We start from the raw sequence: 20,436 nt of genomic DNA, 5'->3' as shown, positions 1-20,436 counted from the left end.
GTAAAAGGCGTCAACCGGTTCACGACAGATATGAAACCCAGGCTTAGGCTTTCGGCGGCGATGGCCGCCATGATTCTCACTTTCACCTCCGCCTGCGCCACGGCGCCCACAGCCACGGTTCGCGGAGGGGGCGGCCCAACCATGGCCCAGGCCATGGAAGAGCGTTACAACGGCCCCAAGGCCAGGTTGTCGGTGGTGAAGTTCGTGGACAAGACCGGCGGAAAGCTGGAAGGCTCCATGGGCGAGGGCATGGCCGACATGCTCACCACCGCCCTGTTCAATACGAACCGCTTCATAATGCTGGACCGGCAGGATCTCAACGCCGTCATCAACGAGCAGGACTTCGCCGCCGCAGGCCGGATATCGGAAGCCACCGCGGCGCAAACCGGTCAGATCGAAGGGGCTGAGCTTCTGGTGTTCGGGGCCGTCACCGGTTTTGAGAAAGACGCTTTCGGGGCCGGAGGAATCCTTATCGGCGCGTTAACCCTGGGGGCATCCATAGCCATAAACGCCAACAACCAGGGAGACACCCCCATAGGCGCTGTCACCTACACCGAGTCTTACATCACCACCGACATCAAGATAGTGGACGCCCGCACCGGCAGGGTGGTCCACGCCAATTCTGTTGAAGGCAGAACCCAGGACTGGGGCGGTGGCATAGTGGGGGGCGTGGGCGGCGGCTGGTCGCGCGTGCCGGTGGGGTTAGGTGGATTCCAGGGAACAGGCGCGGAGCAGGCGGCGAGAGTCTGTATAGACAGTGCGGTGGCGGAGATAGTCCGCAACACGCCGGAGGAATATTACATGCACTGGGATGACCAGGATGGCGCGCAGAGCGGGCTTATCCTGAGGTTCAACCCGACAACGCTCCCCAACGCCAATCCATCGGGTATCAAAGGCCCCAGGGCCACGTTGGTGGACAACGGGAAAGATTACTCCAAACTCCTGGCCGAGTTGAACATCAACGAACAAACGTCGCCACCCTTTAATTTCGAGGCTGTAAGCCTTATAGCGGTCTTCGCCGGAGAAAAACCGGCGCAAGGGCACCGGATAGGAGTGGAACGGGTTGTGGCGCGGGAAAAGACCGTGGAGGTGGTGGTGCGCCAATGGGCTCCTGTCGAGGCCCAAAACCTTCCTCAGCAGAAAGACTGGCCTTACGATATCGTGCTTATCGAAAAGCAGGGCAAACCCGTAAAATTTATTTGGGCGGGCAATTAATAAAGAGCCTCGTTAAAATCCCGCCGCCAATTTTAAATGTCCATCCTTATAAACCAGGGCCCGCTGGCTCAAGCCATTCAAATATAATTCATAGACTGGGGCCTCCTAAGTTTTTATAATTAAATGGGGCGGAGCGTGCGCTTCCGGTTTTCCCTGCTTTGATGGCGTGTTTTATAACATCACCGGACTATGGCTGAAATAGCGGAAAAAAAGACCAGCTTCAAAAAAAGCGTTAAGGAGGATGCTTCCTCCGAGGTGCTGGGAAAGCTTTTGGTCAAGGACGGGCAGATTACCCGGTCCCAGCTAAAAGAGGCTGAAGAGTACCAGAAGAAAGCCAACGCCCGCATAGGCAAGGTTGTCCAGAAGCTCGGGTACCTGGATGAAGAGACCATAATCAAATTCATCGCCCGGTCTCTCGCCATCCCGATCACTAACATAGAAGACGAAAAGCCGGACGCCGAGGCCATCAAGATGATTCCCTGGGAGATGGCGCGGGACAACCTGATATTCCCCATCCGCTCCGACGGGAAGAACCTGCGGCTGGCCATGATAGACCCCACCAATTACGCCACGCTGGAGCAGGTGGGTTCCCATGTAAAGCAGACCATAAAACCCGCCGTGGTCTCCGAGCGGGACCTGCTGGAGGCGTTCAAGAAATACTACGCCATCTCCAGCGAAGACTACACCGCCCTGGCCACCGCCGGCGAGGTGCATGAGGAAAAGCCCGAAGGGGACGACAAGCAGATATTCGAAAAGTTCGACGACATCGGAGGGATCATATCCGACGCCACCGAGGAGGTGGAGATAGACTCCACCTCCGAAGACGAGGACAAGGACCAGCTTTACAACTCCGCCGACGCGGCCATAGTAAAGCTTGTCAACGGCATCCTGCTCAAGGGGATAAGCCAGGGGGCCTCGGACATTCACATAGAGCCATACGAAAAAAGCTTCCAGGTGCGGTACAGGATAGACGGCTCCCTGCACCGGGCCATGAACCTGCCGTTGACCATCAAGGGCGCCCTGATCTCGCGGCTGAAGATAATGTCCAACCTGAACATAGCTGAGAAGCGCCGCCCCCAGGACGGCAGGATAAAGCTTAAGCTTGGCCGGGGCAAATCCATAGACTTCCGCGTGAACGTGCTACCCACGCTATTCGGCGAATCCATGGTGCTCCGCCTGCTGGACCAGAGCAAGCTACAGATAGACCTTACGAAGCTGGGCTTCACGGAAAAAATGCTGACGCGGTTCCTGGAGCTTATCCGGCGGCCCCAGGGGCTTGTGCTGGTCACCGGGCCCACAGGCTCCGGCAAGACCAACACCCTCTATTCGGGCATCAACATACTAAACAAACCGGACGTGAAGATACTCACCGCAGAAGACCCGGTGGAGTTCAACTTCACCGGCATAAACCAGGTGAACGTGCGGCCGGAGGTGGGGCTTACCTTCGCCTCGGCGCTAAAGGCTTTTTTGCGGCAGGATCCGGACGTGATACTGGTGGGCGAAGTTCGCGACATGGAGACGGCGGAGATAGCCATAAAGGCGGCCATGACGGGCCACATGGTGTTCTCCACCCTGCACACCAACGACTGCGCCTCCACCATAGGCCGCCTGCTGGACATAGGCATACCCGGTTACATGATCTCCTCGGCGCTTACGGTTGTCATAGCCCAGCGGCTTTTGCGCCGGGTGTGCGCCAGTTGCAAGGTTGAAGTCACCGACTTCAATCCGCAGGATCTGCTGGAGGCGGGCGTAGCCAAGGAGGAGGTGCCCCATTACACCCTGTACAAGGGCAAGGGTTGCACCATATGCAACGGCTCCGGATACAAGGGCCGGTTGGGTGTTTTTGAGATGCTGGAGGCCTCCCAGACGGTGAAAGAGGCCATAACGGCCCAAGTGCAGGAGGCCGCCCTGCGGAAGATAGCCATAAAGGAAGGAATGAAAACCCTCCGCATGGACGCGCTGGATAAGGCGCGGCTGGGCATGACCAGCCTGGAGGAAGTGTTGGCCAAGACCGTGCTGGTGAAAGAAGCGCTCCCGGCCTACCTGCTCAACCCGGACGAACTGACATTCGAAGATGGGGACCTGATAATAAAAGAGGGCAACACCGACAAGAACTTCTACCAGCTCCTGCAGGGCCACCTTATCATCACCAAAAGCGGCAGGGTGGTGGGGGAAATCTCACAACCGGGCGAATATTTCGGCGAGATGAGCGCGCTGATGGACCAGCCGCGCACGGCCACCATCCGCTCCAAGGGCAAGAGCATGGTGAAAGTATTCCCGGGCGACAAGCTTAAACAGACCATCGAGAACTACCCCGAGATAGCCCTCAAGATAATCCACTCCCTGGTGAGCCGCTTGAACGAGGCTGACAAACGGCTGGCCAGAATCGCGGAGCGGGCGCCCCGATGACCTTCCGGTCTTCATGGCCGGCGGTTTTTCTTTTTCCGGCCCGCCTATGCCTTATAACGGCCTTTACCTGGCCTGGGCCAGCCCTGGCCGGTTCCGCCCGCATCACCGAAATCACGCTATCCCAGGCCGTAACCGAGGCGGTGGCCGGGAATTTCGACGGGACGCTTGAATGGATAAACTCGGCGGCGGCGGGAACCGAGCTGGTATCGGCCCTGTCCGAGTTCGATCCGCAGTTCGGGGCGGAGGCGGCGGCGGGAAAGAGCGCCACCCCCAGCTCCTCCGTTTTCGCCGACCCGGCGGTGGTTGAAAAAGACGTTCAAAGCGGCGAGATTTCCATATCCGGCAAGGCCCAGCCGGGTACCCAGTACAAGCTGGCGGCCACAACATCCAGGGAAACCACCAACTCCTCATTCCAGAGTCTCAATCCCTCTTACGGCGCGGGATTAAAGCTGGAGCTTACCCAACCGGTGCTTAAAAACGCGGGCATATCCGTGAACCGGTGGCGCATCACTTCCGCCGAGGCCAAGCGGGACATGGCGTTCTACAAGCTTAAAACCGCCTTGAGCGACATTGTGACCAGGACCCAGGAAGCGTACTGGGACCTGGTTTATCAAAAGGAAAACGTTCAGGCGCAAAAAGAGGCGCTGGACAGGGCGCGCGACCTGGAACGGCGGGTGACCGCCCAGGTGAAAGCGGGGGCGCTGGCGCCCATCGAGATCATCGCCGCCCAGGCTTCGGTGGCCTCCTGGGAGGAGAAACTTATCGCCGCAGAAAACTCATACTGCGGGGCTTCCGACAACCTGATAAAGCTCATGGGTTCCCGGGGAAAAGATCCAGCCTGGTGGGATACCACGCTGGAACCTGGAGGAGCCCCGGAGCCGGAAAGCCCGCCGGAAGAGAGCCTGGAGGCGCTGGAGCAGGCTTTATCGTTGCGGCCGGATATCCTGGCGGCGCAAATGGAGGTGGAGAACCGGCGGGCCGAGCTTTTATACCGCAACAACCAAACCCTGCCCGGGCTGGACATGGTGGGAACGGTAAATCTTTCCGGCCTTCGGGGAGAGGCGCGCCCAGTAACGAGCCTCACCGGCGAGGGGGAGCTTTTGTCGCCGCTCAATGGAGGTTTTTCCGACTCTGTGTCGGATGTGGTTTCGGGCAATTACTACGATTACATGGTGGGCCTTAAATTCTCTCTCCCGCTGGACTCCCGGGGGGCGTCATCAGCGGCGGCGCTGGCGGGGTTAAACCTGAAGGCGGCGCAAACCAGGCTTGAAATGGCCCGGCGTGACGCGGCGCTGGAGGTCCGCGAGGCGGCGCGCAATCTGGCTTCGGGATTAAAACAGACAGTGGCGGCCAGGGCGGCTCGGGAACTGGCGGAAAAACGGCTGGACGGGGAAACAAAAAAACTGGAGGCCGGGGCCACAACGCCATTCGCTGTCCTCGAATACCAGAAAGAACTGGTGGCCCAGCGCGCCGCGGAACTGTTGGCCCAGGGTTCAGCCCGGAAAGCCGCCGCCAGATACTGGAAAGCCGTAGGGCTGGCTCTCGCTAAGGCCGGGGTAGAGCTTAGCCTGGAAGCGCCATGAACGCCGGTTCCGCCCTTATCGTGGATTTGGACAGGCATGCCGTGGAAAGCCTTCGCGGTAAGCTGGAAAGACTCGGGTGGGCCGCCCGGGCCGCTTACGCATGGCAGGAGGTGGACAGGCTGGAGATATATTCCGGACGGTTTGACATAATCTTCGCGGACCCCAGGTTTCCCACACCAGGCCCTACTGACATAATGGCCCACATCCGCTCCAAATCCCCGGGGTCGCCCATAGTCATCCTTCTTGGCGGGGCCGACGAGGCGCTGGAAAAAACCTTCCTCCACGCCGGGGCCATTTGCGCCCTGACAAAACCCTATTCCGACGAGACGCTGGAACGGGCCATCGCCATGGCCGGAAGCGGGGCAGGGCAAGAGCGGGACTTCTGCGGCATCATCGGCCGGGCGGAGAAAATGCTGGGCCTTTACGAAACCATACGCTCGGTGGCGGGAACCGACTCGGCGGTGCTAATCCATGGCGAGACCGGTGTGGGCAAAGAGCTTATCGCGGCGGCGGTGCACAAGCTCAGTCGTAGAGGGGGAATGAAGTTTGTCACCATCAACTGCGGCGCCCTCAGCGAGTCGTTGCTGGAATCGGAGTTATTCGGGCATGAGAAGGGGGCTTTCACCGGCGCCATCCGGGAAAAGCCGGGCAAGTTCGAGATAGCCCATGGCGGCACCCTGTTCCTGGACGAAATCGGCGAGATAAGCCCCGCAACCCAGGTGAAGCTTTTAAAGGCGCTTGAGACAGGCGAGGTGGAAAGGCTGGGAAGCAACACCGTTATAAAAACGGATATCCGGCTTATCTTCGCCACCAACCGGGACCTGGCCGCCGACGTGGCCGAAGGAAGGTTCCGGCGGGACCTTTATTACAGGATCAACACATTCCCGGTGCATGTGCCGCCCCTGCGGGAACGGCCCGGGGACATCCCGGCTCTGGCGGAGCATTTTCTGTTACAATACGCCGCCCGGCATGGCCGGGCCGCCCATTCCATAGACCCGGCCGCCATGGCCAAACTTGCCGCCGCCCGGTGGGACGGCAACGTGCGCGAACTGGAAAACGCCATGGAGCGGGCGGTGATAGTGGCCAGAGATGGAATTATAAGGGAGGCCGACGTAGGACTTGGAACCCTGCCGGTAAAAAGCGAAGCGCAGGAGGGCCTGGCCGCCCTGCCCTACCGGCAGATGCGCGAGAAAGCCTTGATCGCCGTGGAAAGAAACTATTTCCAGTCGCTACTTGCCAGGTTCTCAGGGAACATAAGCGCTGTTGCGCAACAGGCCGGGCTGGACAGAAAAACCCTCTATTCAAAAATGAAAGCGGCGGGAGTGGATCCATCCGGCTACAGGCGGAAGGGCAAGAATTGAGAAACCCTTTGCTTCACTTGCCCAGCGTGCATTTCACCCGGGGCAGGGAGATATGGCCGGAAAAGTCCAGCGACTACCTTAATTTCGAGCGGGCTTTAAAACGCCTTTCGCGCCGGGCGCTCCTGATGGCGGGGCCGGAAGACCCGGTAATCCTGGATGGGCAGGTGGAAGAAAACTATCTGGGCCTTCTTCGCTCCCTCGGCGCTGGCGGGGCCGATATCCTTACCCCCGAAGTGTCCGCAGGCGCTTCCCTGGCCGATGACGTAATAAAAAGCCCCGGCGTCATGGAGTTTATCCGGCGCTGGCAAGGGGGCGTGGAGCCATACATAATGGGTCCGGTTGAAAACAGGATTATGGATATGGCGGGCAAACGTGGCGGATTCACCAATCCCGCAGTGGTGGACCTGTTGAACGACAAGGCTTTCTTCCTGCGCCTCCTGGAAGACATGGGTATGCCGTTCATCCCTTCCTATTCAGGCAACAGCGACGCGGTGGCGTCCCGGATAAGAAAATGGAACGGTGGTCCCATCATCGTCCGAGGAGCGAAAAGCGTCGGCGGCTCCAGGGTGTTTATAGCGCGAGACGCCGATGAAAAGCTGGCGCTGGCCAGCCGTGTGGAGCGGCAAGGTGGCGGCCTTTATGTGCTCCAGCCTCTTATGGATGTGGAGGAAAGCCCCAACCTGCAGTTTTACATCACAGACAATGAAGCAATCCTTTTCGGGCAGAGCGCCCAGGTGATGTCCGCGGATTTAAAACATACGGGCAACCTTTTCGACATCCATCCCGACGGGCGCGTGAGGGCGGAGCTTCTGGATCAGGGCCATCACCTGGCAAGGGAGGCGGCGCTGTTGGGGCTAAGAGGCGTGGTGGGAGTGGATTTTATTGTGACCGGCCAGACCCGGAAAGTTTACGCTGTGGAGATGAACGCCCGGCACAACACTTCCACAGCCGCCCTTTGGTTTGTAAACCGCGCCTTGACTGGCGACCCGATGGTGATGGCTGATACTGGGCTTGGAGCCAGCGTGAGGATACCGGCCCCGGGAAAAGTTTTCTCCGCGGCCCGGTGGCTGGAGGTTTTGGGTGAGTTTGCGTTCAACCCTCTAACCAAACGGGGAGCCCTGCCCATGGACACGGGCGGCGAGGAGCTTTCCGCCGTTATAATTGGCGCTGGACCGGAAGAACGGGAGATGATCATCAACGGAGCCAGGCTTGCGGCCGAAGGAGCGATATAAAGACGGCCGGGGTTAGATAAGCAACTGCCTAATTACCGACTCCACTTCGGAGCGGATCTCCTGGTCGCAAATTTCGTTTTTCTCGGCGCCCACCCTGCCCTCGTTTATCTGCGATTTGAAGATGATGTCTCCGCTTTTCACGCAAACCCTGGCCCCCCACAAATCGTCGGAGTCGGAGCCGTTCTTCACCAGCATGTCCCGCGCCTCGTCGTGCCATTCGCAACCGGCGGCGATGATGGAACGCTTGACGTCCACCACCGCCTTAATTTCGCCCTCGAACCCCGCGGCCAGTTTTTTAATGAGGCCTGAGCCAGCCTTTTTAGAGATTATTTGTACGCAAAACTTCCCAGACATTTTCTTTAAACACTTCCATTAGAAACGGGCTCGTCAGAAGGAGCGGAGCGATTCCCCTCCACAATAGCCCCAGCGGTGGGGGGCACAACCAGCCCGCATGACACGATCATCTTAACGCCATCCTCAACCGCCATGTCAAGTTCAATAACAGCCTCTTTGGGCAGGATAAGCAGGAATCCCGAGGTGGGGTTGGGCGTGGTGGGGATGAAGATGTTCACCATCTCCCCGCCCAGCCTCTGGGCCACCTCTCCGCGCGTGGTTCCGGTTATAAACGCCAGCGAAAACATCCCTTTCCGCGGGTACTCCACCAGCGCCACCTTGCGGAAGGCCGCGCCGTTGCTGGTGGAAAATGTGTCTATCACCTGCTTTGCGGCGATGTACACCGAGCGGATTATGGGTATTTTGGTTAAAGCCGTCTCGGCCATGTCCCACAGTTTCCTGCCCAGGTAATTGGCCGACACCAGGCCGATGAAAAAGATCACCGCGATGGTGCTTACCACGCCTATGCCTGGTATGCGGAAATCGGGAGGTATGGGCGCGCCCATTATCCTGATGGCCGTTGTCACCACCGGCCCTAAAAGGCCGTCGAACAACTCGAAAACGAACTTGAATATGAATATGGTAATGACCAGCGGAAGGCTCACCAGAAGCCCGGTGAAGAATATCCTTCTTATGCTGTGGGCGACGGAGGTCATAGGCCGGTGAGCCAGCTACTGGGGGGAATCACAGCGTGATTACCAGCCGCTCCCTGGCAAGGCGGACAGGGACGGCGCCGCTGACAGGGCTCCATGAACGGTCCTGCAGGCCGCTGAGGATTTTCATGAGCTCCGAGTCGGTCCTGTCCGGGTCATGATGGAACAGCACCAGCTCACCCACGCCGCTCTCCCTGGCCATGCTGTAAGTGTAGTCCACATGGGAATGGCCCCAGCCTATCTTTGTGCGGTATTCCTCCGGCGTGTACTGGGCGTCCATGCACAGAAGGTCTGAGCCTTCCATGAACCTTATCAGCGCCTCGGTCTGCTCTTCGGCCACAAGCCTGCCCTCTTCGCGGTTAAGCTCGTCTCCGTCATCGAAAAGGTTCCTGTACGGCTCATGGTCCGTGCAATAAACGAAAGACTTGCCGTTGTGGGTAATGCGGTATGAAAGGCACACCACAGGATGGTTCACAAATTTGGTCTTTATGCTGACACCCTTGCCGATGGTGAGTTCCTGCTCGTTTATGTCGTGGAAAGAAAGGTTGGCCGCCAGCTCCTCTACCCTCACGGGGAAATAGGTATAGTCCATCTGCAGGCTTAAAATCTGCTCCAGGTTCTTGGAGTAATGGACGGGGCCGTATAGTTTTATGGTGTATTTGGGGCTGAACAGAGGCGCGAAAAAGGGGAGGCCCTGAATATGGTCCCAATGGGTGTGGGAGAGGAGAATGTGTATCTCCCGCACCGAGGGGTCTTTCATTATCTCCATCCCCAGCTTGCGGATGCCAGTGCCGGAGTCCAGTATTATGACCGGCTCCCCCTCGTTGCGAACCTCAACACATGGTGTGTTGCCCCCGAATTGCGCCGTGTCCGGCGCAGGTGAGGGAATGGAGCCTCGAACCCCCCAAAACTGGATTTGCATGACTGCTTTTTAGTCCACCTTCTCTAGGAAGAACCTGGCGCCTTCCACCGCTTCCGGCAGGCCCACCAGGCTTTCTTCAACCTGGTCCGGCTCCAGCCCGGCGGCGGCAAGTTCTTCTTTTGTGATATTACCAATATTTATCTCGGTTTGAATACCTATTTTTAGGGAGTGGCAACCACTGTCGGCAAGGTGCACCGCGGCGGCCAGCCTGCGATGCTCCTCGGGCGCCGCGAGAGGGTCGTGATGATGTTCGATGGCCGCCACCAGCGATGGCGGGAATTTCCACCGCCGGGCGATAAGCCCGGACAGCTCGGGGTGGGAGAAACCCAGCATTTCCTTCTCCACGTTGTGCCGCGGACGCTCGGGCTGATAGGACGGGTCGTAAATATCCCCCATCTCCTTGGGCATTTTCTGTATCAGCGCCGCCAGCCCCATGTCGTGCACCAGGCCGGCCACGAAAAACTCCTCAACCTCCAGCGCCCCCACATTCATCTTTTTGGCCAGGCTCTTTGTGACTATGGCGCACGCCAGGCAATGTTCCCAGAACTGGTCGTTGGTGAACCACTTGAACTCGCCCCGCACACGGATGCCCCCCACCACCGCCAGGGACAAGGATATGTTCTTGACCGTGTTGAAACCCAGAAGCATCACAGCCCGGTTAAGTGAGGCAACGCCGCGCGAACCGAAATAGGCCGAGTTTACAAGCTTGAGCATCTTGGCGGTAAGCATGGGGTCCATGCTTATGGCGTTTACCAACTCCGTGGGGGAAGTGTTGGGATTGTTGGCCAAAGATATTATCTTCAGCGCCGCCGGGGAAAAACCCGGGAGCTTGTCCACAAATTCGAGGATCTGTTGTTGTTCCAGCCTGCTCAATTTATTATCCGCGCCTATGATCTCTCTAAGCTGGCCATTGTAACATACAGGGTCAATTGGAGGTTTTATCAGCTTCAACCCGCAATTTATCAACCATCACCGCGCAGGCTCCGCTAAAAACCACCTTAAACTCCAGCGGCCCTTTTTCGTCCAGGTGGAACTTAAGGGCGGTTTCACCATATCCACTGCCAGCCTGACCCGCGGGCGGCGTATCACTTTTCATTATCAGTTTACCCTCTCCACCCTTGTGGATGGAAACGCCTGCGCCGCCCTGGATTCCGGCAGGGCATTCTGAGCGCATATAAACACGTAACGAATAGTCCCCCGCTTCAAACATCCGCCATGGGCCGAAAACCATTGGGCCTATGGGATCTTTCCCCGGCTCCGCCCGCACCACCAGACCTCCGGAGGCGTTTTCATCTTTTATCGCGTCACCCGTATGGAAAAGCTCTTCTGCCTCGAATTCAAACTGGGGGTCAACCCTTTCGGCTGGCAATACATACACGCTGTCCAGCCATACAGGCGCGCTCCCCGCAAGATAGGCGCGAAACTCCAATTGCCATGCGCCGCCGGGGGCAAGCTCAAACTCCAGCTGTATATCCTGATACCCGCCATCCTGGCCAAACTCGGCGCCGTTGACTTTCCGCCATTTTACAATTGTCCGTCCCTCATCGGCGGCCACGTCCAGTTTGGCCACCGGGGCCTCCGCCGGGATCCCGTCAACGGTTCTCATGCGGAACACGGCCGTATATTTTCCGGACGGAAAAGTCCTGTACGGCCCGGCGTTTATTATGCCAGCGGGATTGCCGGGCTCCGCTTTTTCCATCAAAAGCGCAATGCCGCCAGAGGCTCGCTTATCCTCAACACGTTTTCCCCCAATAGGGGCCAGATGTTCCGCTTCGTAAAACACTCCCACCGGGGATGATACCTGAATGGTTTCCGCTTTCCCCTCCCCACTCTCCGGCGAAAGCTCGAAAAGCCATAACGGCCCTTCATGCCTCACAAGCTTTAGATAGGGAGACCTGGCCAGTCTCGCCACAGCCAGACCGGCCGGATAGGCCGACACCTTGGGCGGATATGCCTCTTCGTGGAATATTATGTTTGTCACCCCCAGCTCTTTCAACAGGTGGGCCTGTTTCTGGGTGACATCCCCGGCGTTTAATGAAAAGAGGGGCATGAAGACGTTTTCGGCGTACCGTTTGGACACCAGGGGGGAATAGCCGTTGATCATCGGCGCCCCGCTGGATATGGCGTAATACTGATAGATAGACTCCCAGGAGCTTTCCCCGGGCCATATGGGCAGGTTCAGTATTTTCCCGCCGTCTCGCTGAGCCGCATCTTTATATATGGCGTTGCCCTCGTCAAGGACGCACATCCCCACCCCTCTGGCCGGGCGCCAGTCCGCCATTACCACAAGGGTGAAGGCGATCAGGACAACTCCCGCAACCCGTCGCCAGCGCTCTTTTTCTATGGACCATGCCGCCAATACCGCCGTTAGCATGGCGATGGACATAAGCGACACCAGCATCATCTTGGCGGGGGTGCGGGAAAGGTTGAAATAAGGGAAATATTTATAGAACACCGTGTACAGCGGAATAATCCCGTTCAGCGTTACGCCGAAAGAGAGGATGTACGCCAACACGAAAACGGCGCTGAAGAAAATGGCGTCTCTCATCGAATTGGACTTCCACTTTAACGCCGCCACGCCCAGGGCCAGCGCGGCTACTACCATCAGAAGCGGCAGGCCGATGTAAACGCTGAAATCCGTGTCCGGATCCCACGCGGAAGAAAGTTTCGGGGAAAAAAGGCTTATCTCGTCCATGGTGCGCCCGGCGGAGAACACGGCCTCTTTCACGGCCGATTTCTTGAAGTAGTACATCCAGCCGACAGCCCCGGCCAAACCCGTGAGGAACGGGGCCATTGTTGGCGCAAAAGCGCGGAGCGCCGTTTTATAATTCAAACCTGAGCCTGTTGTGGATGTCCAGACCATCCATGGGATGTACACAATCAGGAACATCAGCATGTAATAACCGAACTGGAGATACTGGAACGCCAGCAGGAACGCGCAAAGCCCCGCCAGAACGCCCTGCGCGATTTTCCGGCTGGCCATGGCCCGGTCAAAAAAATACATGGTCAGCGGGGCCATGAATATGGCGAATCCGGCGGGATGGCCTCCAAAAAGCTCCACCTGCCTTATGGGCGCGAAGTTGAACACCACCCCGGCCATAAGCGCCGCAAACCGGTTGCCGGTAACCTGCCACGCCCATAAATACATGGCCAGCCCGCCGAGAGCGAACGTTATCAGCAGGAACAGGTTGTAGGCCAGTGGCGTTGAAACGGCAGTGAACGGCAAATAAAGAAACGAGAGCGGCATGAAATAGCTGTAAAAGCCTTTACTCTGGTATTCCGTGGCGAATTCCAGAGGGTTAGTAAACCACTCTATATGCCCCAACGCGGCGTGTTTGAGCAGACCCAGATGATAGTAAAACTGAAGATGGTCTCCCTGGATAAGCTTCGATTTTAAAAGCTCCGCCGCGGGAATATACGCGTATGGAATGGAATTGAATAGGTTTCCAGCCAGCGGCCATGAAAAAAACAGGCCGATGAGAAAAAAGAGGGCAAAAACCGAAAACGGCCTGGCTGGGCGGTTTGCCGGGCTTTGGGTCATTTCCTTTCCCGTACAACCCTGGCGGGCATTCCCACGGCCACCACGTTTGGCGGCAGATCGGCGTTAATCACCGCCCCGGCGCCCACCACGGTGTTGTCCCCCACAGTGACCCCATCCAGCACCGTCACCTTGGCCCCAAGCCAGCAGTTGGCGCCCAGGGTTATACCCTTGCTGGACCATGCCTGGTCCAGTATGGCCTCGTCCAGCCGGTCGAAATTGTGCCTGGTGGCGAAGATGGAAACATAAGGCCCCAGCAGGGTTTTCTCGCCTATTATTATTTTGGAGTTGGACGAGATGTTGCACCATGTGGATATGTTGGCGTAGTCGCCTATTACAATATCCCCCTCCTTGCAACTTAACACCGTGCCCCGGCCTATGTAGCTGTTGGCGCCCAGGCTGATGCCGTTGTTATCTGCCCCCTTGGCGTCCAGAAGAACGCCATCGTCTATAATGGCCCGTTCGCCAATTGTAAGCTTTTGAGGATGCCGCAGGGACACGTCCACACCGAACACCACCCCATGCCCCACTTTATTAACAATGAAGGGATAGAATATTTTTCGCAGGATGAGCCCCAACGCCCCGGGAATCCGGGAAAAAAGCAGGGTAATAAGCTCGAACTTCATGAGGAACCATATGGAGCGGCTACCCACCACCAGGTCCTGGTACTGTTCAAGGCGCGACTTGCCTTTGCCCCGGTACTCGTGCTGAATCTGTATGTTCAGCTTATCGGAGGGATCCATACAGCCTATGTTCCCCAACGCCGCTTGCGTCCGTTAAAAATTGCATTAAACCCTACGTTAAATTAAGATGTGATTATCCTATGGATAACCTTCCATCGGCGAATAAACAGGATAAAGCATGAGAGTTTTGTTTGTCTATACCGACATAAACGTGAAGGGCGGGGCCAAAAGCTACCATTTCGGCCTGGGCATCCTATCGTCGGTGTTGAAGAAAGCGGGCCACCAGACCCAGTTGCGCTATATGTTCGACCAGTGGGATCCGGAAGGGCTCCTCAAACATATAAGCGATTTCAAGCCGGACATCGTAGGCTACACCACCGATTCCTCACAAGTGCGCCATGTGAAAAAACTGGCCGCCATGGTGAGGCCCACGGGAGTGTTCCAAATAGCGGGCGGAACCCACCCCTCCTTATATCCCCAGTTCCTGGAAAACGCCGAGGGGCTGGACGCCATATGCGTGGGCGAGGGGGAAACGGTAATTTTAAAAGTTGTGGAAGCTCTGGAGAAGGGGGGGGATTACAGGACCATCCCCGGCGTGTGGGCGCGAAACAGCGACGGGTCGCTCATAAAAAACCCTCCGGGCTATTTCATCCACGAACTGGACCAGATACCATTCGGCGACCGGGACATGTTCGACTACCAGAAGATAGTGGACTCGGATTACGACCGGGCCACCTTCATGCTCTCCCGCGGTTGCCCCTATAACTGCAACTATTGCGGAAGCCCCGCCATGGGCAGGTTGCAGGAGGGCAAATACGTGCGGTTCAGGAGCGTGGAGAACGGCATCGCCGAGATAAAGGACGTTGTGACCCGGTTCAAGGTGAAAAACATCTTCTTCGCCGATGACGTGTTCACCATAGACAGAAAGTACGTTAAAGACTTCTGCGACGCGTACACAAGGGAGATAGACCTGCCTTTCGAGGTGACCACCAGGGTTGAAAGCGCCAATTACGACACTTTCAAAAACCTGGCCGACGCCGGATGCACAAGGGTGGCCATGGGGGTGGAGTCGGGCAGTGAGGAATTGCGCAGAAAAGTGCTGAACCGCAAGATGACCAACGGGAAAATTGTGCAGGCTTTCGCCGACGCCAGGAAGGCCGGGTTGAAGACCAAGTCTTACAACATCGTGGGTTTCCCGCATGAAACCCGCCAGATGCATATGGACACCGTGGAGGTGAACCGCAGGATAGAGCCGGACAGCCTTGTATGTTACATATTCAACCCTTACCCGGGCACCGCCCTTCACCGCATATCCATCGAGGCCGGTTTCCTGAGCCCGGATTTTCTGGACGAGGATTTCATCTCCAGGACCGACACGCCGCTTACCATGCCCCAGTTCACCCGGGAGGACATCCTGGACTGCTACAGGAACTTCGCCTTCAACGTGTACCGGGAGAAGTCGCTTAAAAAAGCGCTCATCTACAAGATGTACTACTCGCGCCACGGCGAGCGGCTTATAAGGATGATGGACAAGCTTAAAAAACCTATCAGAAAACTGGCCATGGGGGTGTGAGCCTCCATTGACCCTTCATCGCGTGACGCCATGACCAAGGATACGCTGGACGGACAAAGGTTCCGGGAGCTTTTCATTGCGGGGGCGCGGCGGGTTTCCGAGTCCCGCGACTACCTCAACAGCATTAACGTGTTCCCCGTGCCCGATGGCGACACGGGCACGAACATGGCCCACACCCTCACAAAAGCCGCCGAGGCGCTGGAGGGCTCCGATGGCGATTCCTTAAGCCAGGTGCTTCGCACGCTATCCCAAAAACTTCGTATGGACGCCAAGGGTAACTCCGGCATCATACTTTCGGAATTCTTCCACGGCATGTTTTTGAAGCTAAAAGAGGAGGAGTCTGTCCGCCCCGGCGGGTTCATTGAAGCGATGGACCATGGCAAACAGGCGGCCTACGCGGCCCTTACAAACCCGAAGGAGGGCACCATCCTCACCACCATCCGCAAGGCTGTGGACAGGCTCAAAGAAGCCCAGACGGATATCGAGGACATGCGGGTGACCATAGAGAAACTGGTGGAAAGCGCCCGCCACTCGGTGGACGAGACCACCGGGGAGATGGAGCTACTCCGGGAGAACAAAGTGGTGGATTCCGGCGCCCATGGGTTCCTGCTGTTCTGGGAAGGGGCGTTAAACTACATGAAGGGGGAATGGGGCGCGGCGTTAAAACCTATCAGGCGCGTATTCGCCCGCGCCAAGCCGGAGGATATCAAGTTCCGTTATTGCGTGGAGGGGCTTGTAAGCGGCGGCGGATTCGTAAGGAGCGACATAAGCGGCCAGTTGTCTTCCCTGGGGGACTCGGTGATAGTAACCTGCGACAGCGGCCTGCTGAAAATACATGTGCACACCAACGACCCGCCCAAAGTGTTCAGTTACCTCGGCGGCCTGGGCCAGCTTATAAAGACCAAGGTGGACGACATGGTGGCCCAAAGCGGCCAGCTGGCGGGGGCGGAACGGGCGCTCAAGGCCATCGGGATGCTCACCGACTCCACCTGCGACTTGGACCTGGCTCTGCTCGAAGAGCTGGGCGTGGAGATGGCGCCGCTCCAGGTGATGTTCGGCGACGAGTCTTTCCGCGACAGGATGGACATCACCGCCGACGAGTTCTATCACCGCCTTCGGCGGGACGGATCTTTACCCCGCACCAGCCTTCCGGCCCCGGGCGATTTCATCCGGGCGCTGGAGCACCTCATCCCCCATTGCGACAAGGTCCTGGCCATCTACATATCCTCCACCCTCTCCGGCGCCTACCAGGCCGGGAAAAGGCTTGGGGACGAGTTCGGCGGCGGAAAGGTTATAAGTTACGATTCGGGCCATGTTTCGCTGGGACTGGGGATGATGGTTGTGGAAGCCGCCCGCATGGCGGAAAGCGGAGCCGCGGTTACGGACATTCTGTCGCGGCTGGATGGGATAAAAGGGAAACTCTCCACCTTCTTCACGGTGGACACGCTGGAATATCTCTCCAAAAACGGGCGTATTGGAACCGCCAAGAAGGTAATAGGCTATGCTTTCGGGGTGAAACCCATCCTTGAATACAAGGATGGAAAGGCAACGTCATGCCGGTCGGCACTGGGCAGGAAGGCGATGATGAAAAAACTGGTGGAACTGCTGGAGGAACGCGCCTCCCGGCCCGGCTTTGAAGGGCGCGTGGCCGTCGCCTGGTCGGACGACATGGACAGCCGGGACCAGGTTATCGCCATTATAAAAGAACGGCTGGGGGTGGAATCTCCCCTCACCGGCCGGGTCTCGCCGGTGTTAGGCTCCCATGTTGGACCGGGGGCTCTTGGGGTGTTCTGTTTTTAGAGCGGGTCTGTTGATTAGACACGGGGCGCCATGATTGTGTAGAATGGCTCAGTAACGCCCCTTTACAATTTAACCAAGTCTTATTTAAAAGGCCCATGGCTTTAAAACTCGATTACGATAACGCTATTTCCATAACACGGGACATCTATTGGGTCGGGTTCTACGACAGGGAAGCCAACCTCCACTGCAACCCGTATGTGCTTATCGACGATGAGGACATAATTCTCATAGATCCGGGCTCCATCCCCCACTTCTCCGTGGTGATGCGAAAGGTCATAGACCTTGTGGACCCGGAGAGCATCACCTACGTGGTGGCCCATCATCAGGATCCCGACGTGGCTGGCAACCTGGCGGTGGTGGAGGAGGTAATAAACAGCGCAAGCCTCCAGATAGTGGCCCACTCCAACACGGTGCGCCTTCTCAGGCATTACGGCTTGCGGTCCGGGTTTTACGCGGTGGACAAAAACGGCTACAAACTCCAGCTGAAAAGCGGACGGACACTGGATTTTATCTTCACCCCGTACCTGCACGCGCCCGGCGCCATAGTCACTTACGACAGCCAGACCAAGACTTTGTTCACTTCAGACATTTTCGGGGCCATATCGCAGGACTGGAGCCTGTTCGCCAACGGGGATTTCCTTTCCCCCATGGAGCGGTGGCACGAGCTTTACATGCCAAGCTCCGCCATTTTGCGCCCATGCATGGAGATGCTGGAGAAGATGGATATAGAAAGGATACTTCCCCAGCACGGCTCGGTGCTGGAGGGGGAGAATGTCCGGAAAGCCATCGGCCGGCTGAAAAACTTGAAATGCGGGGTGGACCTGGTTTAACCGGGAGGGGGCGATGGACGAGAACATCAGGCAGACCGGCGCAAGGCACATGAAGGAAATACAGGGGATCAACAAGAACCTCACCGAAAAAGCGCTGAAGATGCGGTGCAACGCATATTTGGCGGAGGTTAAAGCCGATTTGCTCACCAAGACCATTTACCTTATGAAAGGGAGCAAGGCGGCGCTCCGCAAGGAGGTGGACCGCCGCACCATGCTGGCCATACAGTTGCAGGAAGAACGCAACTTTGTATCGGGCATCCTGGACACGGTTGGCGCCCTTGTGGCCGTTCTGGATCCCGCTGGCCGGATATTGAGGATGAACCGGGCTTTCTCCGACACCACCGGATACACCCCGGAAGACCTGGACCGTCATAAATTCCAGGAGCTTTCCTGGAGCGATGACGACAAAGATGAGGCGCAGGATGCGCTCCGCCAGGTAATCCACGAAGGTAAAAACGTAAGCTTCTGGCACTATATAAGGACCAGCGCCCATGAGCGGCGATATATCGAATGGTCCCTGGCGGCGCTCTTTAGGAGTGAAACCGCCCCCCTGCACATCATCGTCACCGGGATAGACCGGACACAGCGAAAACAAGCCGAAGACAGGCTGAAAATGACCGCCACGGTGTTCGATAACGCCATCGAGGGGATCATGATCACCGACGCCAACGGGGTTATACAAACGGTAAATCCCGCGTTCACGGCCGTTACGGGATACGATCAGGCGGATGTGATTGGCCGCACCCCCAGGGTTCTCAGGTCCGGAGCCCATGGGCCCGAGTTCTACCAGGCGATGTGGGAGGAAATGAAAAACACCGGGCAATGGCAGGGGGAAATATGGAACCGCCGCAAGAACGGGGAGGTTTACCCCGAGTGGCTATCCCTGGCGGCCATTAAAGACGATTCTGGCCTGGTGACAAACTACATAGGCGTGTTCAACGACATCGCCGAGCGCAAACAGAAAGAGGAAACTATCAGGTTCCTGGCCTATCACGACGCGCTTACGGGGCTTCCGAACCGGCAAATGTTCTTCGAGCGTCTCTCGCTGGAGCTGGCCCACGCCAAACGGGACGGAGAGATGCTGGCGGTGTTTTTCCTGGATCTGGACAAACTAAAGCATGTCAACGACAGCCATGGCCACGATGTGGGGGACAAGCTTATCCAGGAGGCGGCCATACGGCTGAAACACTCGCTCCGGGAGTCCGACACCGTGTCGCGCATCGCGGGGGACGAGTTTATGGCGCTCATCCCCCGGATGAAAAAAGGGGAAGAGCCGGAATTTATAGCGGAAAAGATACTGGCGGCCCTCAAGAGCCCCGTGGAGATCGGCGGCATCCCCCTTTCGCTTTCGGCCAGCATAGGAATAAGCATCTATCCGTCCCATGGCGGCGATCCTGAGGAGCTGGTGAAGTTCGCCGACGACGCCATGTACGCGGCTAAAAGGGCAGGTGGCGGAAGGCTGGTCCTATACTCCCATCAAATGGCCGACAACGGATAAGCCCCCCGCGTCTTCAGCTTTTTCCGGTCCCGGCGGCCACCGGCAGGCCCGCCTGCTTCCACTCTGGAAATCCATCAGCCAGCCTTCGCGCCCTATACCCCTTTTTGCGAAGCGCGACCACTGCCTCAAAAGCCATAACGCAGTAAGGCCCCCGGCAATACGCAACCACTTCGCCCGCCTTGGGAATATCCTTCAACCGCCACTCCAGCTCCTTTAGCGGCACATTCACGGCCCCGGCCAGATGCCCCTGAACGTACTCCTCGGGGGGGCGAACGTCTATCACCGTCACGGAACCTTTTTTGGCCAGCTTCAAAAGCTCCCGGGCGCGAACAGGCTCCAGGCTGTCTTTGACTTTCAGGTATCTGTCCACCACTCCACGAATTTCCGCCAGGTTCTTCTCCGCCACGCTCCGTAGCGCCGAAAGCAGGGCCACCACCTCCATGCCGGATATGGAGTAATACACCCTCTGCCCCTCCTTGCGGGAAACGGCCATTCCGGCCCTGCCCAGTTTTTGCAGATGCTGGGAGACGTTGGCCACCGGCATGCCTGAAAGCTCCGCCAGCTCCTCTACGCTTCGTTCCCCCTGTGACATGTACTCCAAAAGCTCCAGCCTGGCCCCGTGCGCCAGCGCCTTGCCCGCATTGGCCAAATGGGCGTAAATCTCGCCTTTACGGCTTACGCTTGACATTGCCCCTTCCCCAAGATATTTTAGTATTCAATTGAACAGTTGAATAATACGCCAGCGC

The 20,436-nt window shown here is 57.6% G+C and carries 16 protein-coding genes; 9 read left to right on the top strand and 7 right to left on the bottom strand.

Going from position 1 to position 20,436, the window contains the following annotated elements:
- The first annotated feature begins 60 nt into the window (after window positions 1-60).
- The 5 genes from HY751_13170 (at window position 61) to HY751_13150 (ending at window position 7,800) form a co-directional block, all read left to right on the top strand.
- Window positions 61-1,215, top strand: a complete 1,155-nt coding sequence (locus HY751_13170) for a hypothetical protein (GenBank protein MBI4667348.1) — start codon at window positions 61-63, stop codon at window positions 1,213-1,215.
- 189 nt (window positions 1,216-1,404) lie between these two features.
- The gene (pilB, locus tag HY751_13165) at window positions 1,405-3,624 is read left to right on the top strand and encodes a type IV-A pilus assembly ATPase PilB (protein ID MBI4667347.1); all 2,220 of its coding nucleotides are present in this window, start codon (window positions 1,405-1,407) and stop codon (window positions 3,622-3,624) included.
- Window positions 3,621-5,207 carry a TolC family protein gene (locus tag HY751_13160; protein ID MBI4667346.1) on the top strand — a complete coding sequence of 529 codons (1,587 nt, stop codon included), beginning with the start codon at window positions 3,621-3,623 and terminating at the stop codon, window positions 5,205-5,207. The genes pilB and HY751_13160 overlap by 4 nt, the downstream gene beginning before the upstream one ends.
- Window positions 5,204-6,568 (top strand): sigma-54-dependent Fis family transcriptional regulator, encoded by a 1,365-nt coding sequence (locus HY751_13155; protein MBI4667345.1) that lies wholly within the window; start codon window positions 5,204-5,206, stop codon window positions 6,566-6,568. Before HY751_13160 ends, HY751_13155 begins: the two co-directional genes overlap by 4 nt.
- On the top strand, window positions 6,565-7,800 hold the full coding sequence (locus HY751_13150; protein MBI4667344.1) for an ATP-grasp domain-containing protein: 1,236 nt from the start codon (window positions 6,565-6,567) through the stop codon (window positions 7,798-7,800). Before HY751_13155 ends, HY751_13150 begins: the two co-directional genes overlap by 4 nt.
- A gap of 12 nt (window positions 7,801-7,812) precedes the next feature.
- On the opposite strand, the gene HY751_13145 is transcribed toward HY751_13150, so the two are convergent.
- From HY751_13145 to HY751_13120, 6 genes are read right to left on the bottom strand one after another with little or no spacing between them, the layout of a single operon-like run.
- Window positions 7,813-8,154: a hypothetical protein gene (locus HY751_13145; GenBank protein MBI4667343.1), complete on the bottom strand. Its 342-nt coding sequence runs from the start codon at window positions 8,152-8,154 to the stop codon at window positions 7,813-7,815.
- A 5-nt stretch (window positions 8,155-8,159) separates the two neighbouring features.
- Window positions 8,160-8,849 carry a DUF502 domain-containing protein gene (locus tag HY751_13140; GenBank protein MBI4667342.1) on the bottom strand — a complete coding sequence of 230 codons (690 nt, stop codon included), beginning with the start codon at window positions 8,847-8,849 and terminating at the stop codon, window positions 8,160-8,162.
- A gap of 28 nt (window positions 8,850-8,877) precedes the next feature.
- Window positions 8,878-9,768 carry an MBL fold metallo-hydrolase gene (locus tag HY751_13135; GenBank protein MBI4667341.1) on the bottom strand — a complete coding sequence of 297 codons (891 nt, stop codon included), beginning with the start codon at window positions 9,766-9,768 and terminating at the stop codon, window positions 8,878-8,880.
- 9 nt (window positions 9,769-9,777) lie between these two features.
- On the bottom strand, window positions 9,778-10,641 hold the full coding sequence (locus HY751_13130; GenBank protein MBI4667340.1) for an HDOD domain-containing protein: 864 nt from the start codon (window positions 10,639-10,641) through the stop codon (window positions 9,778-9,780).
- A gap of 52 nt (window positions 10,642-10,693) precedes the next feature.
- On the bottom strand, window positions 10,694-13,309 hold the full coding sequence (locus HY751_13125) for a hypothetical protein (protein MBI4667339.1): 2,616 nt from the start codon (window positions 13,307-13,309) through the stop codon (window positions 10,694-10,696).
- A complete protein-coding gene (locus tag HY751_13120) occupies window positions 13,306-14,049 on the bottom strand; it encodes an acyltransferase (GenBank protein ID MBI4667338.1) in 744 nt (247 codons plus the stop codon). Before HY751_13120 ends, HY751_13125 begins: the two co-directional genes overlap by 4 nt.
- Window positions 14,050-14,167: 118 nt before the next feature.
- On the opposite strand from HY751_13120, the gene HY751_13115 reads away from it, so the two are divergent.
- The 4 genes from HY751_13115 (at window position 14,168) to HY751_13100 (ending at window position 19,690) form a co-directional block, all read left to right on the top strand.
- A complete protein-coding gene (locus tag HY751_13115; GenBank protein MBI4667337.1) occupies window positions 14,168-15,562 on the top strand; it encodes a B12-binding domain-containing radical SAM protein in 1,395 nt (464 codons plus the stop codon).
- Window positions 15,563-15,592: 30 nt separating this feature from the next.
- Window positions 15,593-17,362: a DegV family EDD domain-containing protein gene (locus HY751_13110; protein ID MBI4667336.1), complete on the top strand. Its 1,770-nt coding sequence runs from the start codon at window positions 15,593-15,595 to the stop codon at window positions 17,360-17,362.
- A gap of 95 nt (window positions 17,363-17,457) precedes the next feature.
- Window positions 17,458-18,192 carry an MBL fold metallo-hydrolase gene (locus tag HY751_13105; GenBank protein ID MBI4667335.1) on the top strand — a complete coding sequence of 245 codons (735 nt, stop codon included), beginning with the start codon at window positions 17,458-17,460 and terminating at the stop codon, window positions 18,190-18,192.
- A gap of 13 nt (window positions 18,193-18,205) precedes the next feature.
- Window positions 18,206-19,690: a diguanylate cyclase gene (locus HY751_13100; GenBank protein MBI4667334.1), complete on the top strand. Its 1,485-nt coding sequence runs from the start codon at window positions 18,206-18,208 to the stop codon at window positions 19,688-19,690.
- Between the two features lie 13 nt (window positions 19,691-19,703).
- Here the strand turns inward: HY751_13100 and HY751_13095 are convergent, their stop codons facing one another.
- The gene (locus tag HY751_13095; GenBank protein ID MBI4667333.1) at window positions 19,704-20,378 is read right to left on the bottom strand and encodes a metalloregulator ArsR/SmtB family transcription factor; all 675 of its coding nucleotides are present in this window, start codon (window positions 20,376-20,378) and stop codon (window positions 19,704-19,706) included.
- Between the last annotated feature and the right edge of the window lie 58 nt (window positions 20,379-20,436).

Source organism: Nitrospinota bacterium, assembly GCA_016208975.1.
Lineage (GTDB): Bacteria > Nitrospinota_A > UBA7883 > UBA7883 > JACRLM01 > JACQXA01.
The sequence above is the reverse complement of the archived record's forward strand: the minus strand, read 5'-3'. Positions and strand labels throughout refer to the sequence as shown.

Bases quoted from the DNA above. Each gene is read 5' to 3' on its own strand.
- HY751_13170 (MBI4667348.1), top strand. From the start codon at position 61: ATGGCCGCCATGATTCTCACTTTCACCTCCGCCTGCGCCACGGCGCCC.
- pilB (MBI4667347.1), top strand. From the start codon at position 1,405: ATGGCTGAAATAGCGGAAAAAAAGACCAGCTTCAAAAAAAGCGTTAAG.
- HY751_13160 (MBI4667346.1), top strand. From the start codon at position 3,621: ATGACCTTCCGGTCTTCATGGCCGGCGGTTTTTCTTTTTCCGGCCCGC.
- HY751_13155 (MBI4667345.1), top strand. From the start codon at position 5,204: ATGAACGCCGGTTCCGCCCTTATCGTGGATTTGGACAGGCATGCCGTG.
- HY751_13145 (MBI4667343.1), bottom strand. From the start codon at position 8,154: ATGTCTGGGAAGTTTTGCGTACAAATAATCTCTAAAAAGGCTGGCTCA.
- HY751_13140 (MBI4667342.1), bottom strand. From the start codon at position 8,849: ATGACCTCCGTCGCCCACAGCATAAGAAGGATATTCTTCACCGGGCTT.
- HY751_13135 (MBI4667341.1), bottom strand. From the start codon at position 9,768: ATGCAAATCCAGTTTTGGGGGGTTCGAGGCTCCATTCCCTCACCTGCG.
- HY751_13125 (MBI4667339.1), bottom strand. From the start codon at position 13,309: ATGACCCAAAGCCCGGCAAACCGCCCAGCCAGGCCGTTTTCGGTTTTT.
- HY751_13120 (MBI4667338.1), bottom strand. From the start codon at position 14,049: ATGGATCCCTCCGATAAGCTGAACATACAGATTCAGCACGAGTACCGG.
- HY751_13115 (MBI4667337.1), top strand. From the start codon at position 14,168: ATGAGAGTTTTGTTTGTCTATACCGACATAAACGTGAAGGGCGGGGCC.
- HY751_13110 (MBI4667336.1), top strand. From the start codon at position 15,593: ATGACCAAGGATACGCTGGACGGACAAAGGTTCCGGGAGCTTTTCATT.
- HY751_13105 (MBI4667335.1), top strand. From the start codon at position 17,458: ATGGCTTTAAAACTCGATTACGATAACGCTATTTCCATAACACGGGAC.
- HY751_13100 (MBI4667334.1), top strand. From the start codon at position 18,206: ATGGACGAGAACATCAGGCAGACCGGCGCAAGGCACATGAAGGAAATA.
- HY751_13095 (MBI4667333.1), bottom strand. From the start codon at position 20,378: ATGTCAAGCGTAAGCCGTAAAGGCGAGATTTACGCCCATTTGGCCAAT.